Origin of the sequence: Geitlerinema sp. CS-897, from assembly GCF_028368005.1 — a bacterium.
Classification (GTDB): domain Bacteria; phylum Cyanobacteriota; class Cyanobacteriia; order Cyanobacteriales; family Geitlerinemataceae; genus Baaleninema; species Baaleninema simplex.
Genome location: NZ_JAQNCQ010000040.1, coordinates 1 through 14,671, shown reverse-complemented (window position 1 = coordinate 14,671; position 14,671 = coordinate 1). Strand labels below are relative to the sequence as shown.

The 14,671-nt window shown below is 50.7% G+C and carries 12 protein-coding genes; 9 read left to right on the top strand and 3 right to left on the bottom strand.

Features of this window, described 5'->3' with window-relative positions; all coding sequences use genetic code 11:
- Nucleotides 1–293 precede the first annotated feature (293 nt).
- Together blaOXA and POG22_RS02130 are read left to right on the top strand one after the other, a co-directional pair.
- Nucleotides 294–1,154: a class D beta-lactamase gene (gene blaOXA, locus POG22_RS02135; RefSeq protein WP_498903364.1), complete on the top strand. Its 861-nt coding sequence runs from the start codon at nucleotides 294–296 to the stop codon at nucleotides 1,152–1,154.
- 153 nt (nucleotides 1,155–1,307) lie between these two features.
- Nucleotides 1,308–1,850, top strand: coding sequence for a hypothetical protein (locus POG22_RS02130; RefSeq protein ID WP_498903363.1), 543 nt, complete (start codon nucleotides 1,308–1,310; stop codon nucleotides 1,848–1,850).
- A 27-nt stretch (nucleotides 1,851–1,877) separates the two neighbouring features.
- Here POG22_RS02130 and POG22_RS02125 read toward each other — a convergent pair whose 3' ends face one another.
- Nucleotides 1,878–3,152 carry an RNA-guided endonuclease InsQ/TnpB family protein gene (locus POG22_RS02125; RefSeq protein WP_026097506.1) on the bottom strand — a complete coding sequence of 425 codons (1,275 nt, stop codon included), beginning with the start codon at nucleotides 3,150–3,152 and terminating at the stop codon, nucleotides 1,878–1,880.
- Nucleotides 3,153–3,279: 127 nt separating this feature from the next.
- Here POG22_RS02125 and POG22_RS02120 point away from each other — a divergent pair, with 127 nt between their 5' ends.
- Together POG22_RS02120 and POG22_RS02115 are read left to right on the top strand one after the other, a co-directional pair.
- Nucleotides 3,280–3,903: a class I SAM-dependent methyltransferase gene (locus POG22_RS02120; RefSeq protein WP_498903362.1), complete on the top strand. Its 624-nt coding sequence runs from the start codon at nucleotides 3,280–3,282 to the stop codon at nucleotides 3,901–3,903.
- A gap of 271 nt (nucleotides 3,904–4,174) precedes the next feature.
- Entirely contained in the window at nucleotides 4,175–4,975 is an 801-nt protein-coding gene (locus tag POG22_RS02115; protein ID WP_498903361.1) for a pentapeptide repeat-containing protein, read from the top strand.
- Nucleotides 4,976–5,119: 144 nt separating this feature from the next.
- Here the strand turns inward: POG22_RS02115 and POG22_RS02110 are convergent, their stop codons facing one another.
- Nucleotides 5,120–5,872, bottom strand: a complete 753-nt coding sequence (locus POG22_RS02110) for a glycerophosphodiester phosphodiesterase (protein ID WP_498903359.1) — start codon at nucleotides 5,870–5,872, stop codon at nucleotides 5,120–5,122.
- Between the two features lie 155 nt (nucleotides 5,873–6,027).
- Between POG22_RS02110 and POG22_RS02105 the strand changes: the two genes are divergently transcribed.
- From POG22_RS02105 to POG22_RS02085, 5 genes are all read left to right on the top strand, one after another.
- Entirely contained in the window at nucleotides 6,028–6,627 is a 600-nt protein-coding gene (locus POG22_RS02105; protein ID WP_017659956.1) for an SRPBCC family protein, read from the top strand.
- 181 nt (nucleotides 6,628–6,808) lie between these two features.
- A complete protein-coding gene (locus tag POG22_RS02100) occupies nucleotides 6,809–8,230 on the top strand; it encodes a RecQ family ATP-dependent DNA helicase (protein ID WP_498903356.1) in 1,422 nt (473 codons plus the stop codon).
- 783 nt (nucleotides 8,231–9,013) lie between these two features.
- A complete protein-coding gene (locus POG22_RS02095) occupies nucleotides 9,014–10,585 on the top strand; it encodes an iron uptake porin (protein ID WP_498903354.1) in 1,572 nt (523 codons plus the stop codon).
- A 113-nt stretch (nucleotides 10,586–10,698) separates the two neighbouring features.
- Complete coding sequence (locus tag POG22_RS02090) at nucleotides 10,699–11,139, top strand: ribosomal maturation YjgA family protein (protein WP_498903352.1); 441 nt, start codon at nucleotides 10,699–10,701, stop codon at nucleotides 11,137–11,139.
- Between the two features lie 110 nt (nucleotides 11,140–11,249).
- Entirely contained in the window at nucleotides 11,250–12,617 is a 1,368-nt protein-coding gene (locus POG22_RS02085) for a UDP-N-acetylmuramoyl-tripeptide--D-alanyl-D-alanine ligase (protein ID WP_498903350.1), read from the top strand.
- A 96-nt stretch (nucleotides 12,618–12,713) separates the two neighbouring features.
- Here POG22_RS02085 and POG22_RS02080 read toward each other — a convergent pair whose 3' ends face one another.
- The gene (locus tag POG22_RS02080; RefSeq protein ID WP_498903348.1) at nucleotides 12,714–14,033 is read right to left on the bottom strand and encodes a calcium-binding protein; all 1,320 of its coding nucleotides are present in this window, start codon (nucleotides 14,031–14,033) and stop codon (nucleotides 12,714–12,716) included.
- Nucleotides 14,034–14,671 lie beyond the last annotated feature (638 nt).

Here is a 14,671-nt window from a genome sequence, read left to right as displayed (position 1 = left end):
CCTTGGTGTGTAGGGTAAATGCTTGTAGCCTATATCTGGAAAGGAATTTCGCGATTTGAGCAGACTTTTTATACAGTTTAGCAAAAACTCTTGCCCTGTAAGGGTTTAAGCGATTTCTTGCATAGTAAGTTCGGAAGAGCCTGAGTATGTTTACAGGGGGAACTTCAGTCGAGATGAAACGGACACTTACCGGACGCGATGATATTCCCAAATTTACCAGTTTTCAGGAATACCTCTTGCTGAGTTTGTAGTGGCTACTGTTCTTCAGTTACAACGAGCGAGGAGGTTTTCGTATGAGCTGTCTCGGGTTTAAATTCGGCAGTTGGGTCGTATTAGGTTTGATGGTAAGTTTAACGTACCCGGTATTGGCGGAGTCAGGGGTGGAGTTAACTTCTCAACCCGTCGCGAACGTCTCAGATGAAACGAGCGCGGACTTTTCAGCGCAGTTTCAAACACTGGGGGTAAACGGTTCGATCGTGGTATACGACTTCAATCACGATCGCACGTACCAACATAACCCCGAACGCAACGCGACGCCGTTTTTACCTGCTTCGACGTTCAAAATTCTCAATTCGCTCGTCGCACTCGAAACCCGCGCGATCGCCAACGATCTGGCAATTTTAACCTGGGATGGCGTCGAGCGGAGTTTTCCGGCTTGGAACCGCGATCTTAATATGCGGACTGCTTTTCGTATTTCGGCGGTTTGGTTCTATCAGGTGTTAGCACGTCGGATCGGTTACGATCGCATGAGAGAGTGGGTCGCTCAAGCAGATTACGGGAATCAAAACATTGGAAATGCTGAGGCGATCGATCGTTTTTGGCTCGATGGTGATTTACGCATTACGCCTCGAGAGCAAATTCAGTTTTTGCAACGTTTGTATCTCGACGATCTGCCATTTTCTGAGGAGGTTATGGCGACCGTAAAAGACATTGCAATCGTCGAGCAAACACCAGAGTATACGATTCGTGCAAAAACAGGTTGGGTGACGTTCGAACGCAGCGGTCAGACTGATGTCGGTTGGTATGTGGGATACGTGGAGCAAAACGATAACGTCTATTTTTTTGCAACAAATATCGATATTCTAGATGATGACGACCTTCAAGCGAGAATTGAGTTGACTCGTCGCTGCTTGAAAACACTTCAGTTATTATAAAGATGGTGACGTAAAATGTTTAAAACTACTGTTGGGACGATCTTCCAATCTTCATGACTGTCTCGATCGAGGTCTTTTAGGATATCTTGCTCTCAGCCAAGAACGAATTGTTGTTTTTGTCAAATGCTTTTCAAAAAACGTAATTTCTTTAAAATGGGTATCGCTTTTTTCTCAGCTTTACTCATTTTGAATCTATCGGTAGATTCAGTGCGATCGCAATCGCAACTGACCCCGCGATCGCGCGTCGCCATCGATGGAATCGGCCCCGTTCGCGTGGGAATGACGGTAGCAGAAGCCTCGCGATCGGCAGGAACGACGTTTGTTCGAGAAGGGGTCTACGATTCGCCTCAGTGTCACTACATTGTTCCCGAAAACGGAATGCGCGATGTTTCGTTTATGGTGACGAACGGGCGTATCACGCGAGTAGACGTGCGAAATCCCGTGGTTCGGACGGTGAGCGGGGCGGGAATTGGCAATAGTGAGGAAGAAATCGAGCAGTTGTACCCCGATCGCATCGAAGTCTCGAGACATCCCTACACGGGGGGAGCGCCGCAAAACGGACACTATCTCACCTTTGTTCCACAAGACTGGCGCGATCGCAACTATCGCGTGATTTTCGAGACGAGTTACGACTACGTCACCCAGTATCGGGCGGGAAAACTGCCGGAAGTCGAATATATTGAAGGGTGTGCTTGACATCCTCCCGCCACTAAACGCTTCACATTATAGTGGGGGATTCCCAACAAAATTGTCGGTTCTCAGTTCCACGAGCCGACTTAGATGCCCGATATCTCTATCGGACAACCAGAGGCCGTTCTCTCCCCGAGCGTTTAGGCTTTTGACCTCAGTTCCGAGATGCCCTCCCGTACTGTTTAAATATCCTGCTAAAACCTGCAATCCTTTCGCCAAAATGTTGCGCGCCGCGTTCCAATCCCGATCCAACACTAATCCACACTTCGGGCATTGATGTGTCCGAGTGCTTAAGGTTTTCTGAACCGGATGACCACACCCCGAACAGTTCACCGTTGTATGATAAGGTGGGACAGCAATACAAATCGTCCTGTAAATCTTGACGAAATATTGCAGCCATTGAACAAACTGATACCACGACGCATCGGAAATCGATTTAGCCAATCGGTGATTTTTTACCAGATTGTTAATTTTTAGGTCTTCAAAGACAATGAGATCGTTAGACCTCACTAACGCCAAAGCGTCTTTAATTGCTTTGTCTTTACGCTGTCTTGAGACTTTAAGATGCTGCCTAGCTAAGGCTTTTCTCGCTTTATGATATCGCTTCGATTGTTTCTTCCCCTTGACGTACCGTTTACTCACCCGACGCTGTAACCTACGAAGTCTCGCTTCAGAGAGCCTCAAGTAGCGGGGATTTTCTACCGTGTTGCCGTTACTGTCGGTGTAGAACTCCTTGAGTCCTAAATCAATCCCGACCACGTTTCCTTGAAACTCATGGGATTCTTTCCTCTCCCATTGAATCAGGAATTGGCAATAATACCCATCAGCTCGTTTGACCACTCGAACTCGTTGGATTTTTGGCTCGGAGTAGAAAACCCAATCTCGGCTCGTCCAAAGCTCAAATTTCCCCGCTTTAAATCCGTCAGTGAACTCGATTTCTTTCCGGTCGGGAGATAAACGCCATCCCGTTTTTTTATATTCAACCGAACGGCTGAATTTTTTATACTTGGGATAGCCTTTGTTCCCAGATACTTTCTGTTTGCAGTTGGTATAAAACCGAGAAATGGATTGCCAAGCACGGTCGGCAGAACTTTGCCGAGCTTGGGAGTTGAGCTTTTTCACCCAAGGGCTTTCGGGATTCTTGGCGAGTTTTGAACAGAGCTTTTGAAGGTCATTGCGAGTGACCCCCTGACGATCTTCCCAATACCGCAAGCACGAGTTCCGAACGAATTGTGCCGTTCGGATGGCTTCGTCTAGTTTGGCGTATTGGGATGCCTTTCCCTTGAGTTTGGCTTCAATCACAATCATGTCGCCATGATAACAAACTTTACCCGCCACTTGTGGTTTTATAAGGATTCGCTTCGCTCAGTTTCCTCGATTGGTCGAAATTCATCTCACATTTTTGGTAACCTCATCTTTCTCAACGGCGATCGCAATGGCAACGATTCTCAGAAACCTCAGTTATCGCTATCAGTGGCTCTACGACAGCATTTCTCGCACCGCAGCCCTCGCCGTCGGCGGTGAAGATCGCTTTCGGACGCTGCCGATCGCAGATTTGCCGATCTCCCCAGAAACTCGAGTGTTAGACTTGTGCTGCGGCAGCGGTCAGGCGACGCAATATCTGGTGCGACGATCTCAACACGTCACCGGATTGGATGCGTCCCCCAAATCCATCGAACGAGCCAAAGCCAACGTTCCCGAAGCCGATTACGTCGAAGCTTTCGCGCAAGATCTGCCCTTTGAAGACGAACGCTTCGATCTCGTTCACACCAGCGCCGCCCTTCACGAGATGGAACCCGAAATTCTCAATCGCATCGTCTGGGAAGTGTTCCGCGTTCTCAAACCTGGGGGCGTTTTCGCGATCGCCGACTTTCACAAACCGACGAACCTTCTATTTTGGCCGGGATTGGCAACGTTTTTCTGGCTCTTTGAAACCGAAACCGCTTGGAAGCTCCTTCACACCGATTTACCGGGATTGCTCTCGGCGGTGGGCTTCGGACGGTGCGATCGCACGCTGTACGCCGGGGGAAGTTTGCAAGTCGTTCGAGGGTGGAAGTGAGGGTTTTTGCAGTCACCAGTCGCCAGTCACCAGTCGCCAGTGATGAGGTGAGGAGATGGAGAGGCGATCGAACATTTACATTCTGCTGAAGTTACAATGCAAGGAATCGCCGAACTTTTAACCGGGTAAGGCTTTCAGCTTAAACTTATTAATCATGAGGGGAAAATCGCGAAACCCCTCTTTAGGCGAAAACTCTGTTCCCCGTTCCCCGTTCCCTATGAATTTACGCTCGACGATGTAACTTTTGGCAATTTTCGATGGTGAAACTGCTATGAAACTTCCAAAACTCGCAACAGCAGCACTTCTCGCGACGGTGTGTTGGATAGCACCCGCCCAAGCTGAAAACATCGAACACCTGCAACAACTGCTGTCAACCCAAGACTGTTCCGGGTGCGATTTGCGGGATGCGGGACTCGTTCATGCCAATTTAGTCGGGGCGAACCTCTCGGGGGCAAATCTCGTCCGCGCCAATCTCAGCCACAGCGATTTAACGGGGGCGGATTTGAGCGGGGCGAACCTTACAGGCGTTTCTCTCGTCGGGGCGAACTTGACGGGGGCGAACTTGACGGGGGCGAACTTGACGGGGGCGGATTTACGAGATGCCTATTTAACCGACGTACAGTACGAGGGCGCGATTCTAACGGGAATCAATCTGCGGGGCGCTTACGGAATTCCTCGAGCCGCCGTCACGCCGCAAGATTTGTTGCTCTGGGGCGGTGAAGAAGCGGAAAAAGGGAATTTTCAAGGGGCGATCGCATTCTACACGCAAGCGATTAACTTAGAGCCAGAGTTTCCGTTAGCTTATTTAGGACGAGCCGCCGCTCACAACCGTATGGGCGATATCGAACAGGCGATCGCCGACGCCGAACGCGCCTCGGAAATCTACTTCCTGGTAGGAAATCGGGAAGGGTACGAAACCGCCGAGTTCTTTATCGCCGCCATCCAAGCGGAAGAAGAAGCCTTTCAGGAAGCCCGCGAACGCGCTCGCAACGGCGATCTCGGCGGCAACCTCCTCAACGTCATCACTGGCGTTGGCAGTCTGTTACTTCAGGGAGCGTTACCGTTTTTCTAGGTTTTGTCGAACGGGGAAGGGGGAACAGTCACCAGTCACCAGTCACCAGTCATCAGTGAAGACAGGCAACGGGGAACGGGAAACAGATAACTTTTTCTCCCCTTCTCCCCCTCTTCCCCTCTTCCCCTCTTCCCCTCTCCCCGACTATTCCTCGAGCCACTCCAACGCGCGATCGCACAGGGTATTCGTCACGACACCTCGAACGCCGATTTGTTTGAGTCGTTCCCACTCGTCGAGATCGTCGACAACCCACGCTAAAACTTGGGTTTTTCGGGCTTTGGCGTCTCGCACGAGTCCCGGTTCGTCGAGTAATACCTCGGCCAAACACGAGACGATCGCCTTTTCCCGAGAGGCTCGAGACAAACACCCTCGAAACGCTTCCACCGTGGCGACGAGGTAACACAGTCGCACTTCTGTCGATCGTTCGCGAAACCGCTCTAACAACGTCGTATCGAAGGAACACACGTAACAGCGATCGATCCGCCCCCGCTCTCCAAGCAGTCGCAAGACTTTCCCGATGCGATCGTCTGTCCAGGTTGGATGGGGCTTGATATCCAAATAGAGAAATTTCGGTAAATCCCACGTGGCATCGAGGGCTTCGGCTAACGTGGGAATTCGTTCTTCGGCAAACTCTTCGTCAAACCAACTTCCCGCGTCGAGTTCCCGCAACTGACGCCACGGGGTTTGACTGACTTCTCCCCGCATCGGCGTCGTGCGTTGTAGGGTTTCGTCGTGAATGACGATCGGAATCCCGTCACCGCTCAAACGCACGTCTAACTCGAGCGAATCGGCTCCGGCTTCGATCGCTAAGTCGAACGCGGCTAACGTATTTTCGGGGGCGATCGCAGAAAAGCCCCGATGAGCGATAATTTCACAAGCCTCGATAGTGTCGTTCACGGTTACTTCCTGACTTCTCCCGACAGCAATGGTACGATCGAACGAATGATACAAATCTTTACAGTTTTTCAAGTCTTATTTGGAGATAAGCACAAAATCTAGTTTTTTGAAGTATCTAAGGCTACAAAATAGTCTCTCAACCCAACCTAATTTCTATGCGCTATTTCGGTTCCGCTTCCTTTCTCGTCAGTACAGCCTTTCTATTCGGCGTGCTAACTGCTACCGCCCCCACTATAGCCGTTGACGTTCCCGCCACCGAGATCCAACTGTCGCGACGCGACGGCGAAGTTCGCATTACCCGAGACGCCGACAACACCTACACCGCCGAAATCCTCCTCGATGCGTCTGTCGAAGAAGTCTGGAACGTCATCGCCGATTACGATAACTTTAGTGACTTTCTCCCCAATATCGTGTCGAGCGACGTTCTCGAAGTTGAAGGAAACCGCCACGTCGTCGAACAAGTCAGCGAGCGTCGCATCTTTTTTCTCAACGTGCGATCGCGCATCCGTACCGAAAACCTGGAAACCAAAAACCAGCGCATCGACTTTCGCCTCGTCGAAGGCGATCTCGCCAGACTCGAAGGTTCTTGGATTCTCGAATCTGTCGCCGAATCAAACCATTTGCGCCTCAAACAAACCGTGAACGTTTCTCCAGAAGACGGAACCCCCGAAACGCTATTTTACGACATCTTCGAGCAATCTCTCGCCGATACTCTCGAAGCCATTCGCGAGGAAGTGTTGAGACGGCGTGGGTGATGGGATGATGGGATGATGAGCAGTGCATGACGATTTATTGGTTTCAAGTTCGACACCCGATTTTTCAAGTCACGCACCCTTGTATGTTGGGGGTGTACACTGTCGGTGCGTGACGATTTCTCGGTTTCAAGTTCGACACCCGATTTTTCAAGTCACGCACCCTAACACTGTTCCCTGTAAAATGAGCGATTGGAATCGGGTACGGGAGACGTTTCGACAGGTTTGGGGATACGAAGATTTTCGCTATCCGCAAGGGGAAATCGTCAGGGCGATTCTCCAGCAACGAGACGCATTAATCGTACTTCCCACGGGTGGCGGAAAATCGATTTGTTTTCAACTTCCGGCGTTGTTGCAAAACGGCGTAACGTTGGTGGTGTCGCCACTGGTGGCGTTGATGGAAAATCAGGTGCAGGAATTGCACGATCGCAATCTTCCCGCCGCGACACTTCACAGCGAGCGATCGCGTTCTGAGAAAAAAGCCGTTCTCAACGCCTTGGAACGCCAACAACTCCGTTTGCTGTACCTCTCTCCCGAAACCCTCCTCAGCTCGAAAGTTTGGCAAATTCTCACGCAACCGCACCTCGTTGTTAACGGAATGATGCTCGACGAAGCGCACTGTTTGGTGCAGTGGGGGGACACCTTTCGTCCGGCGTACCGACGGTTGGGAGCGGTGCGATCGCAACTTCTCAAAAACCGTCCGCCGAAAACTCGCATTCCCATCGCCGCCTTTACCGCCACCGCCAATCCCGCCGCACAGCAAACCATTCGAGACGTGCTACAACTGCGATCGCCCCAGCAGTTTTTACAAAATCCCTATCGTCCCAATTTATCCTTACACGTGCGCCATACCTGTACGCCGCACAACCGCAAACAGCAACTTCTTAAATTCCTGAAACAGCATCCCCAGGAAGCGGGAATCGTCTACGCGAGAACTCGCCGCGATTGCGAAACGTTGGCGTATGGGTTGCAGCAGCAGGGATTTGCTACCGCCGCCTATCATGCAGGGTTGGGCGCGAGCGATCGCCGTCAAATCGAGGCACAATGGTTAAATGGAACGTTGCAGTTCGTCGTTTCGACGAGTGCTTTTGGTATGGGAGTCAACAAACCCAACGTTCGCTGGGTGTTTCATTACCAGGTTCCCACCTTACTTTCAGAATACGTGCAAGAAGTGGGGAGAGCAGGGCGCGACGGAAACCCCGCGATCGCCGTTTCCATCGTCAGCGAACCTACGGGATTACTCGATCCGAGCGACAAGAAACGCCAGCAGTTCTTCCAAAATCGAGAGAACGCACAAATCCGACGTGCCAAACAGTTAGCCAAACAACTTCCGAGATCGGGACATCTCGACACCGTAAAACGGGAATACAAAGACGCCGAAATTGCACTGTCAGTGTTGCACAGTCGCGGACAACTGATGTGGCGCGATCCCTTCCACTACAAAATTCTCGACAGTTCCCCGAACTCCAATTTTAACACTGACGCCGTTCGACAGATGAAGCAGTATCTCCAAACCCGCCGCTGCCGTTGGGTGTTTTTACTGGAAGCGTTTGGATTTGGAGAGGAGGCGCAACCGTGCGGAACGTGCGATCGCTGTCAGCGTTAACATTGTCTTGCCACGTTTAACCATCGCAAGATAGTTATTTAGGGCTTGCTGAACAAAACTGAAATGTAGACCCAGTAAGGATTTTGGGACTTTTTTTCAGAAAATGGTGCAAGGTTTTCCAATCGAGAAGCTCAAAAACCTTGGATTTTCGTCGGCGATTACCGATTCAATTGGGAAGCTAGAGTCCAAAACGACCATTGGGCAAGCTGTACGGCATCAGAATTCGCTCTGGAGACTTATTCAGCAAGCCCTATTTATATGAGATTTTGTATTTTTTATTAATACTTGATTTGCAATATTTTTGTCGATCTATAGGGCTCATTTCACTTTTGTAAAAACATGAATTTGGAGTAGGTTGGGTGGAGCGATCTCGAAACCCAACAACAGCTTAACTTACTGCGTAGACCCCGATCTGATAAATTGACATTTTTGAAATGCACCCGATCTACAAATATTTATTTTTATCAAAAAATAATTTACAGTATTTCTGATAAAAAAATCGTTTTTTTAAGACAAAATTAATTAAATTTAATGCAGATTTTTTTGCATTAAAATTTTATCGTAAACTGTGCGACTCAAAAGTTTGGCTTTGCGTTTGAACTGGTGAAACTCCGACAAGAAAGACCCAGTTAACCGTTCCCCCTGCACACAGTGTGCTATTCGCGCTTGGCGGTAAACAGTTGTTGCGATTTATGCCAATGGCTTTCAAATTAGCTATATTTCGTTATACAGTTATACAAAACATCACTTAAAAAGTATAGATCGATTGGAGAACTCTATTCGGTGAACCCCTTTCGTTTTAAACGTTTCCTCGCCCAGCCTTTCATCGTCACGGCTACCCTTCTCGCCTCGACTCACCTGGCGGCCGCCCAAGTGACCTCAGTTTCGCAACTATCCGACGTAGAGCCGACGGACTGGGCATTTCAAGCCTTGCAATCCCTTGCCGAACGCTACGGTTGTATCGCGGGCTATCCCGATCGCACCTATAACGGTCACAACGCGATAACGCGCTACGAATTCGCGGCCGGATTGAACGCCTGTCTCGATCGCCTCGTAGAAACCGTCGGAAACAGCGAGGCGATCGCACCGACCGATCTCGCCACAGTACGCCGCTTACAAGATGAATTCGCGGCCGAACTGTCCGCCTTGCGCGGCCGGGTCGAGGGTCTCGAATCCCGCATCAGTCAACTCGAGTCCGATACCTTCTCCACCACCACCCAACTGCAAGGCGAAATTGCCTTCGTCCTGGCCGACGCCTGGGGAGGAAACGGCATTTCCGACGACGACAACGACGTCCAAACCGTCTTTTACAACCGGGGTCGTCTCAACTTCTGCACCAGCTTTACGGGGCGCGATCGCCTCACCACCCGCATCCAATTTGGCAACCTGGGCAACACCTTCGCCGACGAACTCCACACCAACGAAGGCCGCTTGACCTTCGACGGCGACACCGACGACGCTGCTATTCTTCACCGACTGCACTACGCCTTCCCCATCACCGACGACCTCCACGTCACGCTCATGGCCAACGTCGGCGCACACCTGTTTTATTCCGATACCTTCAACCCAGGACTCGACAGCGGAAACGGCGTGACGGGGGCGCTTTCCCGATTTGCCGAACGCAACGCCATCTACAATAGCGGTGCTGGCGGTAAAGGGATCGGCGTGCGCTACCGCCTTAACGATGTCTTAGAAATTTCAGCGGGATATCTGGCCCGAGGTGGCAACGATCCCAACGCGGGATCGGGACTCTTTAACGGGAACTACTCCGCCTTGGGTCAAATAGTCCTCGAGCCGACAGATCGCTTGAAATTCGGGTTCACTTACGTTCACGCCTACGACGTTTCGGAGGGACGGCGGTTTGGCTTGGGCGGAACGGGAACGAATTTAGGAATCCTGTCGCCGAGTGCGTTAGATGCAGCCGTTTCGGGGTTGACAGAATCTCAACTGACGACGGGAGTTGTCAGCAACTCCTACGGTCTCCAAGCCTCGTGGAACCCGTCTCGGCAGTTCCGTATCAGTGCCTGGGGAGGGTTCACCGATGCGAGTTTAGTCGGGTTGGGAGATGCCGAAATCTGGAACTACGCTCTAGCCTTGTCCTTCTCCGATTTGGGACTTCCGGGGAATTTGGGCGCAATTATCGTCGGTGCCGAACCCTATCTCGGGAGTCTGGACGTGCCGGGAGATACGGATTTCGAGAACGATGTACCCTGGCATATCGAAGGGTTGTATAAAATTCAGCTTTCAGAAAACCTTGCCGTCACGCCAGGATTTATCTGGTTGGTGAATCCGAACCAGAACAGCGATAATGAAGGAATTTTCATCGGGACACTGCGAACGACCTTCACCTTCTAAAAGGTTGTCGCGATTTGTCGCGGTTGCACCCTCAGGTGCGAGGGGGTCTCTGCGGAAATCCCGAATTTGGTTTTGAATGGAGAGGGGAAATCGCCAGTGAGATCGTGGCCAAAATGAGATTTCGTACCGCCCGCAACCGAAGACTCCATAACTACCGCAAAGCTCTCGCTGTGGCTTTAGCGATATCTGTTCCCTTGGGACTGTGGACGAAAGCCCATCGAGGAGTCTGGCAAGCTTGGATAAACGGGTTTGCAGGAGCGATCGTGTATGAGATGTTTTTCATTTTTCTGATTTCCTTCTTGTTTCCCGAACTCGAAGCCTGGGCGATCGCCGTAACAGTGTTTGTCCTCACCTGTCTGTTAGAGTTTTTGCAACTGTGGAATCCACCGCTACTGGCTGCGTTGCGAGAGATGGTTATCGGTAAACTATTTCTGGGGAGTACCTTCGCCTGGTGGGATTTTCCCCACTATCTCCTCGGTTGTCTCCTCGGTGGGTCGATCGTGTTCGCGCTCCAAGCTAAAATCTTAACGCCGAAACGGTCCGATCGCCTGTAGCAGTCACTTTTACAGTCACCAGTCACCAGTCACCAGTGAAGACAGTTAACAGTTAACAGTTTCTCCCCTGCTCCCCCTCTCCCCTTCCCCGTTCCCTCTCCCCTGTCACCATGCACATCGCCCTCTGTCAAATCGCAGACGTTCTCTCCGCCAAGTCGCACGGGATAACGAACGCCCGCTTCGAGACGCCATGCACGGGAATCTCCACCGACAGTCGCAGTGTCGAAGCGGGGAATCTGTTCGTGGCGTTAGAAGGGGAAACCTTTGACGGTCACGATTTCGTATGGAAAGCGATCGAGCTTGGCGCGATCGCCGTCGTGGTTCGCCGTCGCAATCCCGATCCGAGTCTGCCTCAACTGGTCGTTCCTAATACTCTGACCGCTTATCAAACGTTAGGACGCTGGTGGCGAGACATTCATGCGATTCCTGTGGTGGCGGTGACGGGTTCGGTGGGAAAAACCACGACGAAAGAACTGATTGCAGCCATCTTAGAGACGCAGGGTCAGGTTTTAAAAACTCAAGCGAATTACAACAACGAAATCGGCGTTCCGAAAACCCTGTTGCAACTAACGCCCCAACACGATTACGCGGTCGTTGAAATGGCAATGCGGGGGCGCGGACAAATTGCCGAACTGACGCACATTGCGCGTCCGACGGTCGCGGTAATTACGAACGTGGGAACGGCACACATCGGCTTGTTGGGGTCGCGGGAAGCGATCGCCGAGGCGAAATGCGAGCTGTTGGCAGAAATGCCTTCGGATGGGGTGGCAATTCTCAATTACGACAATCCGTTGTTGATGGAAACGGCTTCGCGGGTTTGGTCGGGAAAAACGGTGACGTTTGGCTTAGAGGGAGGCGATTTGTGCGGAACCCTCGTGGACGTGGATACGTTGAAATTAGAGGGCGATCGCTATCGACTACCGCTTCCGGGCCGTCACAACGCCTTGAATATGCTGGCCGCGTTGGCGGTGGCGCGAGTTCTGGGGATCGATCTCGCCCCGTTGCGAGACGGACTGACAGTGGATTTACCGGGAGGGCGGGCGAAACGGTACGAACTTCCCAACGATATCGTGCTTCTCGATGAAAGTTATAACGCCGGGTTGGAGTCGATGTTGGCGTCGTTGGAAATGCTGGTGCAGACACCGGGAACGCGTCGGATTGCGGTGTTGGGAACGATGCGGGAGTTAGGCGATCGCGCTTTGGAGTTTCACCGAGAGGTTGGAGAACGGGTCAAGGCGCTAAATCTAGACGCGCTGTTCGTGTTGGCGGAAGCCCCAGAAGCCGAGGCGATGGTGTCGGGAGCGCAGGGGACTCCCTTCGTGGATTGGGAAAATTTAGACTCGAAGCAAGCTCGGGAGCGCTTGGCGAAACGATTGCGGGAGTTCGTGACGCCGGGCGATCGCATTTTGTTTAAGGCATCTCGTTCGGTTCTGCTCGATCGCGTCGTGAGCTTATTGAGACAGGAGTTCGACTCGTAACTTCAGAGGGGAAGATCGCCTTTTCAATCGAGGAGAGTGGAACTCAGAAAAACGAACCACTATCGGTCTGAGTTCCACTCTCAATCCATGATTAGCTTATACGTAAGTGACGTAAGACTGAGTTAGGTCAAAGCCTGACACCCCTTCAACAATGCCAATGAGTTCGTCAGCTCCCGTCCCAATTTGGAAGAGATATGCACCGGATGGAGTATTTAAGACCTGATAGTCCGTCACAGCTCCATGAAGCTGAATGGTGTCCGTACTCGTATTGAAATCGGTAATCAGGGCGTAGTCGTCATTTCCAACTACCGTATAGTGGACGCGATGAGTATCTCCAAGAACGAAGAGATCTTTACCCAATCCACCTTCAAGGGAATCGACAACATCTTGATTGCCCAGGGGGATAGCAAACAAAGCATCACCACCGATGAGAGTATCGTTCCCATCACCGCCTAAAAGGTAGTCGTTGCTAAAATCTCCATATAGGACATCGTTACCTTCATTACCGGACAACGTATCTTCATCGAGGCCGCCGTAGAGTTCGTCATCTCCAAGGTTGCCAAATAGAAAGTCATTTCCTTCGCCACCGTACAAGGTATCTTCATCCTGGCCGCCATTCAGCTCGTCGTTACCCTCACGACCTCGAACTATGTCGTTGCCTTGGTTACCAAATAAAGCGTCTTCGTTTGCACCCCCATCGAGTTCGTCGTTCCCAAAACCTCCATGTAAAGTGTCGTCGCCTCCTTCACCATTTAAAGTGTCTGTATCTTCACCTCCGAAGAGCAAATCGTCGTTCTGACCGCCAAAGAGCCAATCTTTGCCTAAATCTCCGCTCAGGGTGTCGTTGCCAGTCTCACCACCAAGGAGATCGTCATCTTGACCGCCATAAACGAGATCGTTGCCATTGCCGCCAAACAATACATCGTTTCCTTGCTGTCCGCTTAGTGAGTCTTCTCCTTCACCACCGGACAATGTATCGTCACCGGGCATAGCCGCCGTCGTTCCACCGCCAGCGCAGAGAACGTCTCGATCTCCATCGGTATCGCCAAAGATTACATCGTTGCCTTCGCCACCCAATAGAGAGTCATTATCGGAGCCGCCATACAGCGTATCGTTCCCGCCTTGACCATCGAGGGTGTCATTGCCAGGGCCGCCAAACATGAGGTCGTTACCTAAGCCTCCGAATATTAGGTCGTCACCCGAGCCGCCGTAGAGGAAATCGTTATCGCTATCACCCAGTAGAATATCGTCTCCCTCGTCTCCACAAAGCGTATCGCTACCCGAGCCACCATACATCGTGTCGTTACCAGCATTTCCTCGAAGGGAGTCGTTGCCTCCAACCCCTAGCATAAAGTCATCGTCCTCAGTGCCAAGTAAGATATCGTTGCCAGGACTACCTGTTATGAGTAAGCTCATTTCCTACACCTCTGATAAAAAATGTTAGGTTTACTCGTTGTGACTTCAGTATTTTTTCGGAGTTCCCGTTAGTTTGTCGAACTTATCAATTTTTTGTAAAGTTGCCGACCGCTTTTTTGAATTTTATAAAAAACCACCGTAACCTTATCAAAAAAGGAATTTACGGCTGATGAAATTGGCTTTTCCAACTTTAGTATGTAGAGTAAATGCCTGTAAACTGCATTTAGAAAAGGATACAATTGGCTCGAGACTCCTTTTTTGTACAGTTTATTGAAAACACTTGATCTGTAAAAAATCAACGATCTCTTGCAGGGTAAATGTTGGAATAGCTATAAAATTTGATTTTTTCAATTTAGGTTGTAAAAACAGCTACTCTTTGGTTAGGTCAAAAGTTCATCTTAATTTAAAGTAGACTCAAACAATAGCTAAAAAGTTCCCGTTTACTTAGGGCTTGCTGAACAAAACTGAAATGTACACCCAGTAAGGGTTTTGGGACTGTTTTTCAGAAAATGGTGCAAGGTTTTCCGATCGAGAAGCTCAAAAACCTTGGATTTTCGTCGGCGATTACCGATTCAATTGGGAAGCTAGAGTCCAAAACGACCATTGGGCAAGCTGTACGGCATCAGAATTCGCTCTGG